This is a genomic window from Oxalicibacterium sp., assembly GCF_057353965.1.
In genome coordinates this window covers 14,322-33,320 of the sequence record NZ_JBMQZD010000004.1, presented here as the reverse complement: position 1 = coordinate 33,320, position 18,999 = coordinate 14,322, and the positions used below count along the sequence as shown (strand labels likewise).

The window sequence follows — 18,999 nt, the reverse complement described above, 5'->3', positions numbered from 1 at the left end:
CGGCACGCCGGTGCCTGCCGCGTCCCCATCAGGAACGAGAACATGAATCACCCTGAACACTCCCCGGAAGAGCGGGCTTCCTCTCGCACCGTCATCACCGTCCGCGCCATGGAACTCATCGTGGCAGTCGCCCTCGCACTGGGTTCACTCATCACCATGTGGAGCAATTACCAGCTCGGTTCAGGCTGGAGTTCCTACGGCCCCGAGCCGGGCTATTTCCCGATGCGCCTCGGCATCATCATCCTGATCGCCAGCGGCTTCGTGGTGTTTCACGCATTGCGCGACAACGACCGCACGCCGTTCCTGGAAGTGGCGCAGGCGAAACTGGTCGCGGTCATCCTGCTGCCGCTGATCATTTACGTATTCGGCATCAAATGGCTGGGCATCTATGTGTCGTCGGCCATCTTCATCTGTGCCTTCATGTACCTGCTCGGCAAGTTCCCTTGGTGGAAATCGATCGGCGTATCCGCGCTGACGATGATCGCCTTCTTCTACATTTTCGAAATCCAGTTCCGCGTGCCGCTGCCCAAGGGTCCGCTGGAAGCATGGCTGGGCTATTGAGGAGACGCGCATGGAAGAACTCAACTCGCTCATGACCGGCTTCGGCCACGTGCTCAGCCTGCAGAACACGGGCCTGATGTTCATCGGCATCCTGCTCGGCATCGTGGTCGGCGTGCTGCCCGGACTCGGCGGCCCGAACGGCGTCGCCATCCTGCTGCCGCTGACCTTCTCGATGCATCCGACGTCGGCCATCATCCTGCTGTCGTGCATTTACTGGGGCGCGCTGTTCGGCGGCGCAATCACGTCGGTGCTGTTCAACATTCCCGGCGAGGCGTGGTCGGTCGCGACAACCTTCGACGGCTATCCGCTGGCGCAACAGGGCAAGGCCGGGCAGGCATTGACCAGCGCCTTCACCGGCTCCTGCATCGGTGCGCTGTTCGGTGTCGTCATCATCACCTTCCTCGCGCCGATGGTGGCGAAGTTCGCATTGCGTTTCGGCCCGCCGGAATTCTTCGCCGTCTACTTCCTCACCTTCTGCAGCTTCATCGGTATGGGCAAGGAACCGAAGGCCAAGATCATCATCTCGATGTGCGTGGGCTTCATGCTGGCGGCAGTCGGCATGGATACCGTGTCCGGCCAGCTGCGCATGACCTACGATTTCCCCGAGCTGCTGCGCGGCTTCGATTTCCTGGTCGCCGTCATCGGTCTGTTCGGCATCAGCGAGATTCTGCTGACGATGGAAGAAGGCCTGGCGTTCAAGGGCAAGAAGGCGGCGATCGATCTGAAAGTCGTGCTGAAGACCTGGTCCATGCTGCCGCGCTACTGGATGACGCTGCTGCGCTCGTCCGTCATCGGCTGCTGGCTCGGCATCACGCCGGGCGGCGCGACGGCGGCATCCTTCATGGGCTACGGCATGGCCAAGCGCTTCGCGCGCGATCCGGAATCATTCGGCAAGGGCAACATGGAAGGCGTGCTGGCACCGGAAACCGCGGCGCATGCAGCCGGCACCAGCGCCCTGCTGCCGATGCTGGCGCTCGGCATCCCGGGTTCGGCCACGGCGGCCGTGCTGCTGGGCGGCCTGATGATCTGGGGCCTGCAGCCGGGACCGATGCTGTTCGTCGAACAGAAGGAATTCGTCTGGGGCCTGATCGCCAGCATGTATCTCGGCAACATCGCCGGCCTGTTGGTCGTGCTGTCGACGGTGCCGCTGTTCGCCGCCATCCTGCGCATCCCGTTTTCCATCATCGCTCCCGCCATCATGGTGGTCTGCGCAATCGGCGCCTATACGGTGCACAACGCGCAGTTCGATATCTGGCTGATGGTGGTCTTCGGCGTGATCGGCTACATCTTCAAGAAGCTCAACTATCCGCTGGCGCCGCTCGTGCTGGCGCTGGTGCTGGGCGATCGTGCGGAAGATGCGTTCCGCCAGACGATGGTCGGCTCCAAAGGCGCGCTCGGCATCTTCTGGAGCAACGGCCTGGTCGGCACCATCATGACGCTGGGCGTGATCGCCCTGTTGTGGCCAGTAATCAGCGGACTGATCAACATCCTGCGTCAGCGCATGTTCAACAAGTCGCATGCCAATGCATGACGGCAGATGCAGCAAACAAAAAGCCCGGATCGTTCCGGGCTTTTTGTTTCTACTGCTGTTAGCGATTCACTATCGATCGTTTCACGATCGGCCATCAATTATCGGTAATTGAGCATCGACGACCGATAATCAGTTATCGGCTATGCTGCGGCACGAACATCCTTGCAGATCACGTTTTCTCCGCTGCTGCCTTCGCCGCTGCCTCACGCAGATCGGCCATCACCGAATCACGCTTGTCCAGCAGATGCTGGCGCAGGATGCCGGCCAGCCGTTTGCCGTCGCGCGTTTCCAGCGCCTCGATCATTTCCTCGTGTTCGCGAATCGCACGATCCCATTTGGCCTCGCGGAAGTTCGACTTGAAGCGCAAAGCCAGCAGGCGACGGTTGATCGACAGATAGATCTGGCGCAGCACCGAATTGCGCGCCGCTTCGTTGATCTTGTTGTGGATCGTCTGGTTGCGGCTGTAATAACCGGGCAGATCGTTCTGCGCGCGACACACGATCATCGCTTCGTGCAGTTCCTTGATTTCGGCGATCTCTGCCGGCGAAATGCGTTCCGCCGCCAGTTCGCCGGACAATGCTTCCAGGCCGCTCATCATCTCGAAGGCTTCCCAGATTTCGGTATCCGTCATCTTCGAGACGAAGGCGCCGCGATTCGGCTCGATATCGATCAGACCTTCCGACGCCAGCACCTTCATCGCTTCGCGCAGCGGCGTGCGCGAAATGCCGAGGCGTTCGCACACTTCACGTTCGTTCAGTTTCATTCCCGGCGCCAGCACGCCTTCGATGATCAGGTTCTGCAGATGTTCGACCACCGTATCGTGCAGACGCTGCCGTTCCAGACGCGGAAGTGCCGGCGCAGCGTTGCCGTTATCGCCACTCGTCAATGTATTTTGCATGCTAAGTCCGATTCTTGATTTGGCGTATTTTAATCCAATTACCCTGTCACAACCTATTGCCGTACCGGCAATCCCCTCCCATTTCCGTCCGCCCACTTTCTTCGGAATGCTCGCCGAAGCCATGGCTTTCCAGCCATGAAAACAACAGTTTCCCGCGATTGTCGACATTTCTCCCTATCCGTTCATCCAGCGACAAGAAAGCCTTTACTTCCCTGGCTTCGGCTGTTACAGTATTTTGTATTCAATATTCAATTGTACGCCGTTCCTTAGGAGACCCTCATGTTGAAGCTCGATTTTCATCCAGCCGGCCGCCATTTCCTGCAGATTCCGGGCCCCAGCCCGGTGCCGGATCGCATCCTGCGCGCGATGAGCTACCCGACCATCGACCATCGCGGCCTGGAGTTCGGCGCGCTGGGATTGCATGTGCTGTCCGGCATCCAGAAGATTTTCAAGACCGCGCAGCCGGTCGTCATCTACCCGGCGTCCGGCACCGGCGCATGGGAAGCCGCGCTGTCGAACACGCTGTCGCCGGGCGACCACGTGCTGATGTATGAAACCGGCCATTTCGCCACGCTGTGGAAGAAGATGGCCGAAGCGCTCGGCCTGAAACCGGAATTCCTCGGCCTGCCCGGCATCGAAGGCTGGCGCCGCGGCGTGCAGGCCGACATGATCGAAGCCCGCCTGCGTGAAGACAAGGGCCATTCGATCAAGGCCGTCTGCGTCGTGCACAACGAAACCTCGACCGGCGTCACCTCCGACATCGCCTCGGTACGCAAGGCCATCGATGCCGCCGGCCATCCGGCGCTGCTGATGGTCGACACGATTTCCGGCCTGGCCGCCGCAGACTACCGCCACGACGAATGGGGCGTGGACGTCACCGTCTCTGGTTCGCAGAAAGGCCTGATGCTGCCGCCGGGCATCAGCTTCAACGTGCCGTCGAAGAAGGCGATCGAAGCCAGCAAGAACGCCAAGCTGCCGCGCGCGTTCTGGGCCTGGGGCGAAATCATCGAAATGAACAAGACCGGCTACTGGCCGTACACGCCGAACACCAACCTGCTGTACGGCCTGCACGAAGCGCTCGACATGATCCTCGGCGAAGGCCTGGACAACGTGTTCGCACGCCACAACCGTCTCGCCGCCGCCTGCCGCCTCGCAGTCAAGGCGTGGGGGCTGGAAATCCAGTGTGCCGATCCGGCCGTCTATTCGCCGGTGCTGACCGGCGTGATGACGCCGGAAGGCATCGATGCCGATGCCGTGCGCAAGACCATCTACGAACGCTTCGACATGTCGCTCGGCACCGGCCTCGGCAAGATGAAAGGCCGCATGTTCCGCATCGGCCACCTCGGCGAAGCCAACGACCTGACGCTGATGGCCACGCTGGCCGGCTGCGAGATGGGCCTGAAACTGGCCGGCGTCAAGGTTGCCGGCAGCGGCGTCGCGGCAGCGATGGATTTCCTCGCCGGCCAGAAGGTGCCGGCGCTGAAAGCCGCGGCCTGATCGGCAGATATCGACAGGAATCCTCGACGATATCGCGCAACGCCAGACGACCGCCAGACGACCGATTCATTAGCGACCATCAACCACCGCCAGCCGACGCCAGCATGTCCGCCAAACCCGCCATCGACGACGCGCTCACCGCCCTGCTGCTGCGGGCGCATCGCGATGGCGGCAGCGTCACGGTGCCGGCCGAACTGGAACCGGCATGCGCGGCCGATGCGTACGCGATCCAGCATGCCTTGATCGCGGCACGCGGCGAACGCATCGCCGGCTGGAAGGTCGGCGCCAAATCGCCGCTGGCGCCGCGTCATGGCGCGGCGCTGCCGTCGGATTGCGTGGTGCCGGAACCGGCCTATCTGGCGCGCCGCGATTTCGGCGTGCTGGGGCTGGAACTCGAAATCGCCTTCGCCTTCTCGCGCACGTTCGAGCCGCGCCCCGATGGCTACAGCGACGACGAAGTGATGGCTAGCTTGGCCCTGATGGCGGCGTCGATCGAAATCGTCAGCAGCCGCATCACCGACTGGCCCGATGCCGGCAAGTTGACCCAACTGGCCGACATGCAGAACCACGGTGCGCTGATCCTCGGCGTGATGGTTCCCGTCGACCCCGATTTTCCCTTTATCGCACCCGAAGTCGAATTGCACATCGACGAACGCACGACCTTCGTCGGCCCCGGCGCCAATCCGGCCGGCGATCCGCGCCGCCTGCTGCCGTGGATCGTCAACCACTGCAGCACGCAAGGCGTGACGCTGCCGGCCGGTCAGCCGATCACGACCGGTTCCTACGTCGGCATGCATTTTCCGGACACGGTGGAAACCGTGACCGGGCGCGTCGGCGATCTGCCGCCGGTGCGGTTGATGTTCGTCTGATGCATTTCTGATGTTGGTTTGATGTTGGTGCACCCCTTCACAACTTCTCGCGACGCCATGCAAAGAATGTCCGCAACGACCACCGTCAAGCCCATCCACTTCACGCCGGGCAAGCGCACCGACGGCAGCCCGCTGGCGCGCCGGCTGGCGAACGAATTGCGCGGCGACGTGCTGTTCAGCCGCGCCGACCGCGGCCGCTATGCGACCGATGCATCGATCTACCAGATCCTGCCGGTCGGCGTGGTCGTGCCGCGCGATCAGGAAGACCTGCTGCTGTGCCTGGACATCGCCCGCTCGGAAAACGTGCCGCTGCTGGCACGCGGCGGCGGCACCAGCCAGTGCGGCCAGACTGTCGGCGAAGCGCTGGTCATAGACAACAGCAAGTGGCTCAACAACATCATCGATTTCGATCCGGTCGCGCGCACCGTCACCGTCGAGCCCGGCCTGGTGCTCGATCATCTGAACGCGTGGCTGAAACCGCACGGCCTGTGGTTTCCGGTCGACGTTTCCACTGGCGCGCAGTGCACGATCGGCGGCATGACCGGCAACAATTCCTGCGGCTCGCGCTCGATCGAATACGGCAACATGGTGCACAACGTGCTCGGCATCGACGCGGTACTCGCCGACGGTACGCAAGCCCGCTTCGAGACGCTGGAACGCATGGCACAGACACCGCGCCTGCAGCAGATCGTGCAGCAGGTGCAGCAGATCGCGCAGCGTGAGCATGACGAAATCGTCGAACGCGTGCCCAAGGTGCTGCGCCGCGTCGCCGGCTACAACATCGATTTGTTCGACTGCCAGAATCCGCGCGCCTATACCGACGACGGCTCGGCCAATCTCGCGCATCTGCTGGTCGGCTCCGAAGGCACGCTCGCCTACAGCCGGCAGATCGTGCTGAAACTTGTGCCGCTGCCCAAGCATAAGGTGCTGGGCGTCATCAACTTTCCGACTTTCTATCAGGCGATGGATTCGTCGCAGCACATCGTCAAGCTGGGTCCGACCGCCGTCGAACTGGTCGACCGCACGATGATCGATCTGTCGCTGAACAATCCTTCCTTCCGCCCCGTCATCCGCAAGGCATTGATCGGCGATCCGCAGGCGATGCTGCTGGTGGAATTCTCCGGCGACGACAAAGCTGTGTTGACGGAACGACTGGAAGCGCTGAACGACCTGATGCGCGACCTGAACCTGCCCGATCTGATCGTCGGCATGACCGACGCCGCAGAACAGAAAGCGCTGTGGGATGTGCGCAAGGCCGGCCTGAACATCATGATGAGCATGAAGGGCGACGGCAAGCCGGTTTCCTTCATCGAGGATTGCGCGGTGCCGCTCGAACATCTGGCCGACTACACGGCGCGACTGACCGACGTGTTCGCCCGCTACGGCACCAAAGGCACGTGGTACGCGCACGCCAGCGTCGGCACGCTGCATGTGCGTCCGATTCTCGACATGCGGCGCGACGGCGCGGTACGCATGCGCGGCATCGCCGAAGAAGCGGCCGCGCTGGTGCGTGAATACAAGGGTGCCTATTCCGGCGAGCACGGCGACGGCCTGTGCCGCGGCGAATGGGTGGCATGGCAATACGGCCCGAAATTGAATCGTGCATTCGCCGAGATCAAGCAGTTGTTCGATCCGGACAATCGTTTCAATCCGGACAAGATCGTGCGGCCGCCGAAGATGGACGAGAAAAGCAACTTCCGCTTCGCACCTGGCTATCGCGAACTGGCGATCGAACCCAAGCTGGACTGGTCCGCATGGGATCTCACGCGCGATCCGGTCAGCGGCGAAGAATCCGCACCCGGCAGCGGCGACGATTTGAGCGGCGGCCTCGCGAAAGCCGTCGAGATGTGCAACAACAACGGCCACTGCCGCAAGTTCGATGCCGATACGATGTGCCCCAGCTACCGCATCACGAAGGACGAACAACATTTGACGCGCGGCCGCGCCAACACGCTGCGCCTTGCCGTATCGGGCCAGCTCGGCAACGACGGTTTGGCCGATCCGGATGTGAAGGCGACGCTGGACCTGTGCGTCTCGTGCAAGGGTTGCAAACGCGATTGCCCGACCGGTGTCGACATGGCGCGCTTCAAGATCGAGGCGCGCGCCGCGTGGGCCGATCGTCACGGACATACGCTGCGCGACAAGCTGGTCGGTTTCCTGCCGCGCTATGCAGCGCAGGCCGCAAGCATCGCCGGCCTGCTGGCCGCCGCGGAAAAACTGCCGGGCGCGGGCTGGCTGAAGCAGCGCATCGGCCTCGCGCCGCAACGCAGCTTTCCGCGCTTTGCCCGCCCCTTCCTCGACGGACGGAAAACGACACAGGCGCAGAACAACAGCAAGGAAGTGCTGCTGTTCGTCGACACCTTCAACAACAGCATGGAACCGGAAAACGCGCGTGCCGCGCAGCGCGTGCTGGAAGCGGCCGGTTATACCGTCCACTTCAACATGCGTGAAGGCGAGCGTCCGCTGTGCTGCGGCCGCACCTTCCTGTCGGCCGGCATGGTGAAGGAAGCGAAGGAGGAAGCACGCCGCACGCTGGATGCATTGATGCCGTTTGTCGAACGCGGCGTGGCCGTCGTCGGGCTGGAACCGTCGTGCCTGCTGTCATTGCGCGACGAATTCCTCGGTTACGGTTACGGCGACGAAGCGAAAAAACTGGCGGACAACGCCTTCCTGTTCGAGGAATTCCTGGTGCGCGAACATGCGTCCGGACGACTGTCGCTGGAATTGAAACCGCTGGCGACATCGAAGGCGATGGTGCACGGCCATTGCCACCAGAAAGCCTTCGATGCAGTACGGCCGGTGCAGACGGTGTTGAAATGGATTCCGCAGCTGGAAGTCTCCGTCATCGAATCCTCGTGCTGCGGCATGGCTGGCAGCTTCGGCTACGAGGCCGAGCACTACGATGCGTCGCAAGCAATGGGCGAACTGTCGCTGTTTCCGGCCATCCGCAAAGCGGAAGCCGGCACACTGTTCGTGGCGGACGGCACCAGTTGCCGCCATCAGATCGCGGACGGCACGCAGCAGCAGCCGGTGCATGTCGCGCGTGTTCTGGCCGATGCGCTGGCCGCTGCATCGGTCGATACATTGGCCGAAACACCGGCCGTGCATTGATTCATCTCTTCGCCGGCAAACAACGCCACCCCGATACGCGGGCGCAGATCAGAACTGCGTCCGCAGCCCGACGTACAGCCGCCGTCCCGGCGCAGGTTCGAAGAACCGCTGGTTGCCGTCGTTGACGATGACCGATCCCGCATAGGCGCGGTCGAACACATTGTCGATGCGGCCGAACAGCATCACCTTCGCCGGACCGGCACCGAACTCGTACCCTGCCCTCAGATTGAATACCGCATAGCCGCCTGCGGCATCGCTATTGATGTCGTTGACATAGACCTTGGAGTCGGCGCGCATCTCTACTGCAGTCGTCACGGTGTTTTGCCAGCGGTATTGCAGTTCGGCATACAGACTGTGTTCAGGCGCACCCGGCAGGCGATTGCCGGAATCGACCGTCCCGTTGGCGCTGCTGAACGACTTGCCGAATCGCGCATCCAGCCATGTATAGGCGACGCTGCTCGACAGCTGGCTGTTCCAGTCGCTGCGCAATGACGCTTCGATACCGCGCCGCTCCACATCGTCGACGTTCTGGAAAATCGCCCGTCCGTATAGGGATTCCTGCTGCACGATTTCATCGTCGCTACGCGAACCGAAAACGGCGAAGTCCATCAGGTGACGGCCGCTCCTGATCTTGGCGCCGATCTCGGCCTGCACGCTGGTCGATGCGCGCAAGCCGAGATTGGGGCCGCTGCCGTCGGCGCGGTAGGCGGATTCCGCCAGCGTCGGCGTTTCGAATCCTTCGCCGACGTTGGCGTAAATATTGACGTTGTCGCTGGCGCTCCATACCAGTCCGAGGACCGGGCTGGTCTGTTTGTATTCGACGCTGCCGCTGTCGTCGGGATTGTTCAGCGTCGGATCGGGATTCGGCACGATGTAATCGTCGTCGACCGACAGCCTGACGCGGCTCATGCGCACGCCGGCGATGGCGCGCCATTGCGGCGCGAAGGTCCAGTCGACCTGCCCGAACACATCGGTATTTTTCGCGTGATCGTTTTCATTGCGCCGCAACGCGCCCGGCGTGCCGCCATCGTTGACGAAGCCCTGGCGGCGCTCGCTCAGCGAATCGGCTTCCAGGCCCAGCGTCCAGTTCAAAGGCAAGCCGTTTGCCCTGGTCTCGTGCGTCCAGCTCAGGCCGATACCACCGTAGCCGCGATCCAGATCGATGATGCCGCCGGCCTGAACATCCTCATCACCGGGAAAGGCCAGCGACTGGAACACCTTGCGCGTGCCGCCATACACGCGGGCATTCAGCGTATCGCTGGCGCTCAGCCGCTGTTCGAGCAGGATACCGATCTGCTGCTGCGTGATCGTCTTGCGGGTATCGAACGCGACGGCGCGCGGCGACACCTGACGCGGGTTGCTCTCGAAATCCGCACGCGTCAAACCCAGCGGGTCTTGCGACAGAGGCTGATCGAAACTGTTGAGAATGGCGGTGATCTTGGTGTCGCTGGATGGCCGCGCCACGAGCTTGGCGTTGATGGTGGTGCGCCGTGCAGCGCTGTGATCGCGATAGCCGTCGGTCGAATACTGGCTGGCATCGATGATGCCGCTCACCGTTTCATTGCCGCCGCCGGCGGAAACGCCGAACAAACGTTGATCGTCGGACCCCGCGCCCAGCGACAACGATGCTTCCGGCTTCATCGGCGGCTCTCTGGTAAAGACCTGCACCACGCCACCCGCGGAATTACCGTACAACTGCGCCATCGGTCCCCGCAATACTTCGATGCGACTGGCGGACGACAGGCTGGCGGTCGATGCCTGCCCCTGCCCGTCCGGCATCGTCGCCGGAATGCCGTCCACCAGTATCCGCACACCGCGAACGCCGAAGGTGGAACGCGTGCCAAAACCGCGTACCGAAATCTGCAGGTCCTGCGCATAATTCTGCCGTTCGCGCACCTGCACGCCAGGCACCGGCCCCAGCAGTTCCGACATGTTGACCAGCGGCGATTGCGCGCGGAAATCGTCGACCTGCACGACATCGATTGCCGCAGGCGCATCGAATCGATCCTGTTCGGAGCGGCTCGCGCTGACGACGATCTCCGGCAGTGTCGACGGCGACTCCGGCTGCTGCGCATGCGCGGCGGACAGCGATGCCGTCAACGCAAGCAGCGCAACCGGCATCAGCAGTGTGAGCGGACAGAATGGCTTGAACCCAGAGACGGAATGTTCGGCACGATTGTTTTTCACCGCGCGGCAACGACCGCACATCGATTGAGTCGACAAAAGCCCCTCCGGCCCGGGATCAACGATTGCGGGTGACTCTCCACACGGTGTTTGCAAGATCGTCCGCGATGATCACCGCTCCGCGCGTATCGACCGTCACGCCGACCGGACGTCCACGGGTTTTCCCATCGTCGCCGCGGAAGCCCGTCGCAAAGTCGATGGGCTCGCCGGCAGGACGGCCGTTGCTGAACGGGACGAAGATGACCTTGTAGCCGACGGGATTGGGGCGATTCCAGCTGCCGTGCTCGCCGACGAATGCACCGTTCGCGAATTTTTCTCCCATCGCCGGCTTGGAAAAGTCCAGACCGAGCGCAGCGACGTGCGAACCCAGGCTGTAATCCGGCTTGACGGCGGCGGCGACTTTTTCGGGCTTCTGCGGCTTGACGCGGGGATCGACGTTCTGTCCCCAGTAGCTGTACGGCCAACCGTAAAATGCGCCTTCGCGCACCGAGGTCAGGTAATCCGGCACCAGGTCAGGGCCCAGTTCGTCACGCTCGTTGACGACTACCCATAGCTGTCCTGTTTCCGGCTGCATCGCCAGCGCGGTCGGATTGCGCAGCCCGGTCGCATAAACCCTGTGGGCGCCGGTCTTCACGTCGATCTGCCACACCTGTGCCCGGTCGAGTTCGACTTCCATGCCGCGCTCGGTGATGTTGCTGTTCGAGCCGATGCCGACATAGAGAAAACGGCCGTCGGGGCTGAGCGTCATCGATTTCGTCCAGTGATGGTTCACTTCCGAAGGAAGCTGCGTGATCGACACTGGCGGACCGCTGGCCTTGGTCTGGCCTTCCTTGTAATCGAAACTGACGAGCTCGTCCTGATTCGCGACATAGAGTTTGTTGCCGTCAAACGCCAGGCCGTAAGGCGCGTTGAGGTTTTCGGCGAAGACCGTCTTCATCTCGTACGTACCGTCGCCATCTGCATCCCGCAGCAACGTCAGGCGGTTGCCGCCCTTGACCTTGGTATTGCCCTGCGCCTTGATATAACCGGCGATCACATCCTTGGGCTTCAGCTTCGCAGCATTGCCGCCACGGCCTTCCGCCACGATGATGTCGCCATTGGGCAGAACCAGCGTCTGGCGCGGAATCTTCAGATCGGTGGCGATGGCCGTAATGGTGTAACCGTCCGGCACCGTCGGTTTGCGATCGCCCCACGCAGCGGGTTCGGCGATCTTCATGTTGGGTAACAGGCCGCGTTGCGGCTCGGGCAATTTGGGATCCGGCCCGCGTGCCTGCGTCTCATCTCCCTTGCCGCCGCATGCGCTCAAAAGCAGCGCGACGCTCATGCAGGTCACCATGCTAAATCGTTTCATCGCACACCTCCCACGAGCGGGCCACGCAATCCGATCCAGGCCGACACGCAGCTCAACAGCGTGACGATGACCGACAGCACAAGACCGAGCGGCATGACCGCCCATGCATCCTTCGCATGCTGGAAGGCATTGATCAGTCCGAGCCCCCAGGTCACTGCCAGCAACAGCACATACCAGACGGGTTGCCCCGCCTTTCTGTCCGCCGTGGCGAGATTGACCAGCGCAAACAGCAGCGCCAGTCCGCAGAAAAGCAAGGCGCCGGCAATCAGCCAGGAAGCGAAGTTGCTCCACTGGATCTCGTACGACTTGTAATAAGCGAAATCGCTCAGCAGCGCGCCCAGAAACAGCGAAACGGAACCGGCGACCAGAATCGCGTGCAGAGGACCGGGAGGGGAATAATAGGTAAGGCTGGACGAGGCGGACAATGGCATTGCATGCTCCTTGTGGTCACATTGGCAATTGACACAAAGTCTATTAGCATCCGAAGTCCGATCTTGTCAGACTAAGCCGCGTCATTAGGTCAGACGGCGCTGACAAGTGTGCCCGTCTGCGTCACTGGCAGGAATGTCCGCATCTCGAAAATGGGGCCGTTTGCCGCCCCACCGCGAATCGCCTATACTCCCGCCACATGGTTTCCCACGTCTACGGCTTCAGCGCATTCGCATCAAAACGGTCCGCAGTAATTGCCCCGTTTTTGCACGCGCTCAGGTTTCAGGGCATCGATTACGCCCTTTTGCTCACAGCAGATTCTTAAGCCCGACGATACTCCCTCTCCCTTTAGCGCAACTCATCTATCGTCGGGCTTAAGCCAAGCGCGATAGTAGCCAGCTCATTTCTAGCATTGGCTGCGCTTTAGGATGAATCGAATGTTTCTCAATTGCTATGGCGAGAATGATCTCGCCGGGTCCCGCTTCGTGCGTCTGTTACGTCTGGATATAGAACCTCCCTGTGCCGCGTTATCGAAGCGCCAAACCAGATGCGCATCACACTCTCTGCGGAGACTGCGATGGAAGTGACAAAGAATTTTGTGAAACACAAGCGGCCTTGTGCGGATGGATTTCGCTGGTTTCTCAAGAACTACCAAAAAGGCTGTGATTATCAGCCTCTGCTGGATGCGCTTGTCGACGCGGGAAGGATCGACGATGCGCAATGGCTTCTCACCCAGTTCGGTCCCACCGATGCAGTACTGAAAGCAGATGCGATTGAGGCTGAATCAATCGTGTTTGCGGGAACACTGGAAATCCAGGGCAACATCGAAGTCGCATCTGTTGTAAGGGCAGGACGTGCTATTCACGCTGGCGGCGGGATTCGTGCGGGTCATGTAATTGTGGCAGGAGAAAATATTCGTGCGTCTGGCGGCATCCGTAGCGGAACATCCATAGAAGCCGGTGGCGATATCAAAGCGGGAGGACTCGATGTTCAGGAAGATCTTCGCTGCGGAGGTGACGTGCGCGTCGAGGGGGATTTATTCTGCGGGGGAAAATTCTCTGTAGGCGGTAATGTATTTGTTAGACGAGACCTGACGAGCAATGGCGCAATTCATTGTGGCAAAAATATCCGGACCGGCGGATCGATCACAGGCTTGAACTGCATCTCGGCCGGCAACGGCATCGAATGTGGTGGAACGATTGTCTGCGAAGGACATCTGGAAGCAAATTGGGGAATCAAAGCCCAGGAAGCCATCGTCGCCAACGGCATGATCAAGGCTGGTGAAAGTTTGTTTGCAGTGGAGGAGATCAGGGCTGGAGAAGGCTACGGCATTTACGCCGGCTTGGTTGTCCAGTTTGATGCATGGGAGGCAAGTGCGCAGGTGCGGGCCAGGGTCAAGCCGGAGCGTTTGATGAGCGGTTGGTGGAGCGGCAGTTTCACTCCCTGAATCTCGCGAAGGCATACCTGAAAATTACCTGCCGGGCAAAGCCGAACGCTTTCCAAATTTGCAAAAGATATCGACATGGAGCCCGATGGCAAATAACAGGCTTGAAAACAGGCCTGAATGTTCTTTTGTCAGTCCCTTGAATTAAAAGACAACCGTCCATATACTTAGCACTCGCCGGGGTAGAGTGCTAACACCCTCTGCACCCGAACCCACTTTCAGTGCGGCAGGTCAGCAGTGAACACATCCGCACGGCAGCGGCCCAGCCGCAAAAAATCATCCTAACCTACTGATAATTAAGGAGTTTGTATGAACCTTCGTCCCTTGCACGATCGCGTCATCGTCAAGCGCCTCGACCAGGAAACCAAAACTGCGTCCGGCCTCATCATCCCTGAAGCAGCAGCGGAAAAACCGGACCAGGGCGAAGTGCTGGCAGTCGGCAACGGCAAGATCCTGGAAGACGGCAAGGTCCGTCCGCTCGACGTGAAAGTCGGCGATCGCGTCCTGTTCGGCAAATATGCCGGTCAGACCGTCAAGGTCGACGGCAACGAAGTCCTCGTGATGCGCGAAGAAGACATCATGGCAATCGTCCAGAAGTAATCGCCAGGCGAATTGCTTCCCCGGTGATGCAAATCACTAACGCGAATTACTAACGAACAATCAGGAGTAAAAACATGGCAGCTAAAGAAGTGGTATTCGGCGACGCAGCCCGTGCCAAGATGGTCGAAGGCGTCAACGTTCTGGCGAACGCCGTCAAAGTCACCCTGGGCCCGAAAGGCCGCAACGTCGTCCTCGAACGCTCGTTCGGCGCACCGACCGTCACCAAGGACGGCGTCTCGGTTGCGAAGGAAATCGAACTGAAAGACAAACTGCAGAACATGGGCGCGCAGCTCGTCAAGGAAGTTGCTTCGCGCACCAGCGACAACGCCGGCGACGGCACCACGACCGCAACGGTTCTGGCACAAGCGATCGTCCGCGAAGGCATGAAATACGTTGCCGCCGGCATGAACCCGATGGACCTGAAGCGCGGCATCGACAAGGCTGTTGCAGCCACCGTCGAACAGCTGGCTACCATCGCCAAGCCATGCACGACCACCAAGGAAATCGCGCAAGTCGGTTCGATCTCGGCCAACAGCGACGCATCGATCGGCGAACGCATCGCTGAAGCGATGGAAAAAGTCGGCAAGGAAGGCGTCATCACTGTTGAAGACGGCAAATCGCTGAACGACGAGCTGGATATCGTCGAAGGTATGCAATTCGACCGCGGCTACCTGTCGCCGTACTTCATCAATAACGCAGAAAAGCAGACCGCGATTCTGGAAAACCCGTTCATCCTGCTGTTCGACAAGAAGATCTCGAACATCCGCGACCTGCTGCCGGTACTGGAACAAGTTGCCAAGGCTGGCCGTCCGCTGCTGATCATCGCTGAAGACATCGAAGGCGAAGCGCTGGCGACCCTGGTGGTCAACAACATCCGCGGCATCCTGAAAACCTGCGCAGTGAAGGCGCCTGGCTTCGGCGATCGCCGCAAGGCCATGCTGGAAGACATCGCGATCCTGACCGGCGGTCAAGTGGTTGCGGAAGAAGTCGGCCTGACGCTGGAAAAAATCACGCTGGAAGAGCTGGGCCAAGCCAAGCGCGTCGAAATCGGCAAGGAAAACACCACGATCATCGACGGCAACGGCCAGGCTGTTGCAATCGAAGCGCGCGTCAAGCAGATCCGCACGCAGATCGAAGAAGCGACCTCGGACTACGACCGTGAAAAACTGCAGGAACGTGTTGCCAAGCTGGCAGGCGGCGTTGCCGTGATCAAGGTCGGTGCAGCAACCGAAGTCGAAATGAAAGAGAAGAAAGCCCGCGTCGAAGACGCGCTGCACGCAACCCGCGCAGCCGTCGAAGAAGGCATCGTGCCGGGCGGCGGCGTGGCCCTGCTGCGCGCACGCGCCAACCTGAAGCTGCAAGGCGACAACTCCGATCAGGACGCCGGCATCAAGATCGTGCTGCGCGCGATGGAAGAGCCGTTGCGCATGATTGTGCAGAACGCCGGTGAAGAAGCATCGGTCGTCGTCGGCAAGGTTCTGGAAGGCAAAGGCAACTTCGGCTACAACGCGTCCAACGGCACCTATGGCGACATGGTCGAAATGGGCGTGCTGGATCCGGCCAAGGTCACGCGTTCGGCACTGCAGAACGCCGCATCGATCGCCGGCCTGCTGCTGACCACGGATTGCATGGTCGCCGAGATCGTCGAAGAAAAACCGGCGATGCCTGACATGGGCGGTATGGGTGGCATGGGCGGTATGGGCGGCATGATGTAATTGCCGCACCAGCGAAAACCGGCCTCCGGCTTTTCGCCTTCTGCACAAGACAAGCCCGCAAGGTAAAACTTGCGGGCTTGTTTTTTGTTGCAAATCATGTTTCCCTGTCTCCCATGATGTCGCTGTTGTAGCAGGTTTCTTTCTTACTGCATGGGAGGAAAGTGCTTGCCGGAAATAATCCCCCTTCATTTCTCTACAGGCAGACGAACATGGCGCACGTTCTCGGCATACCGACGGGTCTTTGCCTTGTTGATCGTTGCTGCCGTTTCCGCCCCGCTCGCCGCACAGACCAACGTCGTTCCCTACGGCTATTTCGACCTGGGGATTGCCAAGGAAAGCGGATCGGCAACACGCCTCGATCGCGGCTTCAACAACTGGCTGGGAATCAAGGGAGAAGAAACGCTGTCCGCAGGATTGGCAGCCACCTTCGTTCTCGAAACCCGCTTCAACCTCGATACCGGCGAACAGGAGCGTCCGAAAACCTATTGGCAAGGCGAGACCACGGTCGGACTCAAGGGCAGCCGCTTCGGCCGGCTGCGCCTGGGACGGGCCATGACGCCCTTGTGGCAGAACGTGTGGGAATACGAACCGTGGATGAACAGCGGCTTCAACGCCTCACTGGCCTCCTATCAGACCGGCCGCTATACCAGCGACGGCATCCATGACGCGGAATTGGGATACGCGGACTTTTCCCGCTTCAGCGATGCGCTGTTCTACAGCACGCCGGATTTTTTCGGCATGCATGTACAGACTGCCGTGAAGCTGGAAACGGATGCCGCGGCCGACAGCCGCCCCGTCGGCGGCGCGATCAGTTACACTGGCGGCCCGCTGCGTGCAGTCTTCTCCTACGAGAGAAACGCGCATCGCGACGACATTCGGCTGCTGGGCGCGCGCTATCGCATCGGCCCCGCCGACATCATGGGTTCCTGTGCACGCAACCGCCTGCGCGGAAGCGAACCGGAAGATACCTGTGTGCTGGCAGCCACCTATACCGTCGACCGGCATACGGTTCGCGCCGGCTATGGGCATAATCGGCTCAACGGCGATCACAAGATCAGTGCCGGCTATGTCTACGCGTTCTCGCGCACCGTCACGACCTATGTCGATCTGTATCGGGATGACCGGACGGAACAATACAAAGGGATGGCCATCGGCATGACCTATTCTTTCTGATCGATTTGTTCTGATCGGTTCGCGCTGATTATTCTGGAGAGGTACACCGTTGTCGTCGCGGCATGTCCACACAAAAAGAAAGGAACATCCATGCAACTGCTTTTTTCCGCTGGATCCATACTCATCGTCGTCCTGTGGGGCATCCTCTCGCCATCGTCGCTCGGCAGGTTTTTCGATTCGGCGCTGGCAATCACGACCAAGAATTTCGGATGGCTGTATCTGTGGCTGGTGCTGGCGCTGGTCGTTTTCGCGCTATTCCTTGCCTGCAGCCGATACGGCAACCTGAAGCTTGGCGGCGAGGACGACGATCCCGAGTTTTCGCTGCACTCATGGTTTGCCATGCTGTTTTCTGCCGGCATGGGCATCGGCCTAGTGTTCTGGGGTGTGGCCGAACCCGTTTCGCATTATCTGATTGCGCCGCCCGGCATCATCCCCAGCACGCCGGAAGCAGCCAATGCCGCGATGCGCTACAGCTTCTTCCACTGGGGCCTGCATCCGTGGGCCATCTATGGCGTGGTCGCCTTGGCGATCGCCTTTTTCCAATACCGGCGCGGCAGTGCCGCATTGATCAGCGAATCCACGCGTACCCTGCCATGGCGGCCGATCCAGCGGATGTCCGGCCTGTTCAACGTGCTGGCCGTGATCGCCACCGCCTTCGGCGTCGCCGCCTCGCTCGGCATGGGCGCGCTGCAGATCAACAGCGGCTTGCATACCGTCTTCGGCGTACCGATCGGCACGACCGCGCAAGTCTGCATCATCGCAGTGACGACGGCATTGTTCATCGCGTCGGCAGTCAGCGGCGTGGACAAGGGTATCCGTCTGCTTTCCAATTTCAACATAATCCTGGCTGCCCTGCTGGCGCTGACCGTATTCCTTCTCGGCCCCACCATCACCATCATCGATACGTTGACCAACACGCTGGGCTCCTACCTGAGCGAATTCATCCGCATGAGCCTGCGCATGACACCTTTTCGCGAAACGCAGTGGGTAGGCGGCTGGACGCTGTTCTACTGGGCTTGGTGGATTTCCTGGTCGCCGTTCGTCGGCCTGTTCATCGCACGCGTATCACGCGGCCGCACGATACGCGAATTCATTCTCGGCACCGTGCTGGCGCCAACGCTTGCCGCTTTCCTGTGGTTCTCCGTATTTGGCGGTGCGGCGCTGCACATGGAAATCTGGCAAGGCGTTCCTATCAGCGAAGCCGTCACCAGCGATGTGTCGACAGCATTGTTCGCGATGTTTAATGCGATGCCGCTGGGTTTGCTGATGTCGATCGTCGCCACGGTCCTGGTGCTGGTATTTTTCGTGACCTCCGGCGACTCCGCGACGCTCGTGCTCGGCATCATGAGTTCGGGCGGCGATCCCGATCCGTCGGCACGCGTCAAGACGATATGGGGCCTGCTTGTAGCCGGCATCGCCGTCAGCCTGCTTCTGGCAGGCGGCCTGCAGGCGGTGCAGACTGCCACCATTGTGTTTGCCCTGCCGTTTACCGTCGTCATCGTGCTGATGGTGATCGCGCTGTGGTCGGCCATCCGGCACGACTGGAACGAGGAACAGCGCCGCGAGCGCGAACTGCGGCGCAAGATGCGCGAAATGACGTCGTCGAAATAAAGGAACGCGGGGATAACGGAACGCG

Annotated in this window: 14 protein-coding genes; 10 read left to right on the top strand and 4 right to left on the bottom strand. The window is 60.8% G+C overall.

Going from position 1 to position 18,999, the window contains the following annotated elements; genetic code table 11:
* The first annotated feature begins 42 nt into the window (after positions 1-42).
* Together ACO1VH_RS06610 and ACO1VH_RS06605 are read left to right on the top strand one after the other, a co-directional pair.
* Complete coding sequence (locus ACO1VH_RS06610; RefSeq protein WP_486243683.1) at positions 43-561, top strand: tripartite tricarboxylate transporter TctB family protein; 519 nt, start codon at positions 43-45, stop codon at positions 559-561.
* Positions 562-571: 10 nt separating this feature from the next.
* Positions 572-2,092: a tripartite tricarboxylate transporter permease gene (locus ACO1VH_RS06605; protein ID WP_486243681.1), complete on the top strand. Its 1,521-nt coding sequence runs from the start codon at positions 572-574 to the stop codon at positions 2,090-2,092.
* Between the two features lie 169 nt (positions 2,093-2,261).
* Here the strand turns inward: ACO1VH_RS06605 and ACO1VH_RS06600 are convergent, their stop codons facing one another.
* Positions 2,262-2,990, bottom strand: coding sequence for a GntR family transcriptional regulator (locus ACO1VH_RS06600; protein WP_486243679.1), 729 nt, complete (start codon positions 2,988-2,990; stop codon positions 2,262-2,264).
* Between the two features lie 279 nt (positions 2,991-3,269).
* Between ACO1VH_RS06600 and ACO1VH_RS06595 the strand changes: the two genes are divergently transcribed.
* From ACO1VH_RS06595 to ACO1VH_RS06585, 3 genes are all read left to right on the top strand, one after another.
* A complete protein-coding gene (locus ACO1VH_RS06595; RefSeq protein WP_486243677.1) occupies positions 3,270-4,487 on the top strand; it encodes a pyridoxal-phosphate-dependent aminotransferase family protein in 1,218 nt (405 codons plus the stop codon).
* A 104-nt stretch (positions 4,488-4,591) separates the two neighbouring features.
* Positions 4,592-5,356: a 2-keto-4-pentenoate hydratase gene (locus ACO1VH_RS06590; RefSeq protein WP_486243676.1), complete on the top strand. Its 765-nt coding sequence runs from the start codon at positions 4,592-4,594 to the stop codon at positions 5,354-5,356.
* A 57-nt stretch (positions 5,357-5,413) separates the two neighbouring features.
* Positions 5,414-8,467 carry an FAD-binding and (Fe-S)-binding domain-containing protein gene (locus ACO1VH_RS06585; RefSeq protein WP_486243674.1) on the top strand — a complete coding sequence of 1,018 codons (3,054 nt, stop codon included), beginning with the start codon at positions 5,414-5,416 and terminating at the stop codon, positions 8,465-8,467.
* 48 nt (positions 8,468-8,515) lie between these two features.
* On the opposite strand, the gene ACO1VH_RS06580 is transcribed toward ACO1VH_RS06585, so the two are convergent.
* The 3 genes from ACO1VH_RS06580 to ACO1VH_RS06570 all read right to left on the bottom strand — a co-directional run bounded on the left by ACO1VH_RS06580 (position 8,516) and on the right by ACO1VH_RS06570 (position 12,433).
* Complete coding sequence (locus ACO1VH_RS06580) at positions 8,516-10,588, bottom strand: TonB-dependent receptor family protein (RefSeq protein ID WP_486244223.1); 2,073 nt, start codon at positions 10,586-10,588, stop codon at positions 8,516-8,518.
* Between the two features lie 121 nt (positions 10,589-10,709).
* Positions 10,710-12,002: a PQQ-dependent sugar dehydrogenase gene (locus ACO1VH_RS06575; protein ID WP_486243672.1), complete on the bottom strand. Its 1,293-nt coding sequence runs from the start codon at positions 12,000-12,002 to the stop codon at positions 10,710-10,712.
* Entirely contained in the window at positions 11,999-12,433 is a 435-nt protein-coding gene (locus ACO1VH_RS06570; protein WP_486243670.1) for a DUF2231 domain-containing protein, read from the bottom strand. Before ACO1VH_RS06570 ends, ACO1VH_RS06575 begins: the two co-directional genes overlap by 4 nt.
* Positions 12,434-13,008: 575 nt before the next feature.
* Here ACO1VH_RS06570 and ACO1VH_RS06565 point away from each other — a divergent pair.
* The 5 genes from ACO1VH_RS06565 (at position 13,009) to ACO1VH_RS06545 (ending at position 18,974) form a co-directional block, all read left to right on the top strand.
* A complete protein-coding gene (locus ACO1VH_RS06565) occupies positions 13,009-13,878 on the top strand; it encodes a hypothetical protein (RefSeq protein ID WP_486244222.1) in 870 nt (289 codons plus the stop codon).
* A gap of 306 nt (positions 13,879-14,184) precedes the next feature.
* A complete protein-coding gene (groES, locus tag ACO1VH_RS06560; protein WP_325510838.1) occupies positions 14,185-14,475 on the top strand; it encodes a co-chaperone GroES in 291 nt (96 codons plus the stop codon).
* A gap of 74 nt (positions 14,476-14,549) precedes the next feature.
* Positions 14,550-16,190 (top strand): chaperonin GroEL, encoded by a 1,641-nt coding sequence (gene groL / locus ACO1VH_RS06555; protein ID WP_486243668.1) that lies wholly within the window; start codon positions 14,550-14,552, stop codon positions 16,188-16,190.
* Positions 16,191-16,436: 246 nt separating this feature from the next.
* Positions 16,437-17,363, top strand: coding sequence for a porin (locus ACO1VH_RS06550; RefSeq protein ID WP_486243666.1), 927 nt, complete (start codon positions 16,437-16,439; stop codon positions 17,361-17,363).
* A 90-nt stretch (positions 17,364-17,453) separates the two neighbouring features.
* Positions 17,454-18,974, top strand: coding sequence for a BCCT family transporter (locus tag ACO1VH_RS06545; protein WP_486243664.1), 1,521 nt, complete (start codon positions 17,454-17,456; stop codon positions 18,972-18,974).
* The last annotated feature ends 25 nt before the right edge of the window (positions 18,975-18,999 follow it).

Bases quoted from the DNA above. Each gene is read 5' to 3' on its own strand.
- ACO1VH_RS06585 (WP_486243674.1), top strand. From the start codon at position 5,414: ATGCAAAGAATGTCCGCAACGACCACCGTCAAGCCCATCCACTTCACG.
- ACO1VH_RS06575 (WP_486243672.1), bottom strand. From the start codon at position 12,002: ATGAAACGATTTAGCATGGTGACCTGCATGAGCGTCGCGCTGCTTTTG.
- ACO1VH_RS06610 (WP_486243683.1), top strand. From the start codon at position 43: ATGAATCACCCTGAACACTCCCCGGAAGAGCGGGCTTCCTCTCGCACC.
- ACO1VH_RS06580 (WP_486244223.1), bottom strand. From the start codon at position 10,588: ATGCCGGTTGCGCTGCTTGCGTTGACGGCATCGCTGTCCGCCGCGCAT.
- groL (WP_486243668.1), top strand. From the start codon at position 14,550: ATGGCAGCTAAAGAAGTGGTATTCGGCGACGCAGCCCGTGCCAAGATG.
- ACO1VH_RS06605 (WP_486243681.1), top strand. From the start codon at position 572: ATGGAAGAACTCAACTCGCTCATGACCGGCTTCGGCCACGTGCTCAGC.
- ACO1VH_RS06565 (WP_486244222.1), top strand. From the start codon at position 13,009: ATGGAAGTGACAAAGAATTTTGTGAAACACAAGCGGCCTTGTGCGGAT.
- groES (WP_325510838.1), top strand. From the start codon at position 14,185: ATGAACCTTCGTCCCTTGCACGATCGCGTCATCGTCAAGCGCCTCGAC.
- ACO1VH_RS06570 (WP_486243670.1), bottom strand. From the start codon at position 12,433: ATGCCATTGTCCGCCTCGTCCAGCCTTACCTATTATTCCCCTCCCGGT.
- ACO1VH_RS06595 (WP_486243677.1), top strand. From the start codon at position 3,270: ATGTTGAAGCTCGATTTTCATCCAGCCGGCCGCCATTTCCTGCAGATT.
- ACO1VH_RS06600 (WP_486243679.1), bottom strand. From the start codon at position 2,990: ATGCAAAATACATTGACGAGTGGCGATAACGGCAACGCTGCGCCGGCA.
- ACO1VH_RS06545 (WP_486243664.1), top strand. From the start codon at position 17,454: ATGCAACTGCTTTTTTCCGCTGGATCCATACTCATCGTCGTCCTGTGG.
- ACO1VH_RS06590 (WP_486243676.1), top strand. From the start codon at position 4,592: ATGTCCGCCAAACCCGCCATCGACGACGCGCTCACCGCCCTGCTGCTG.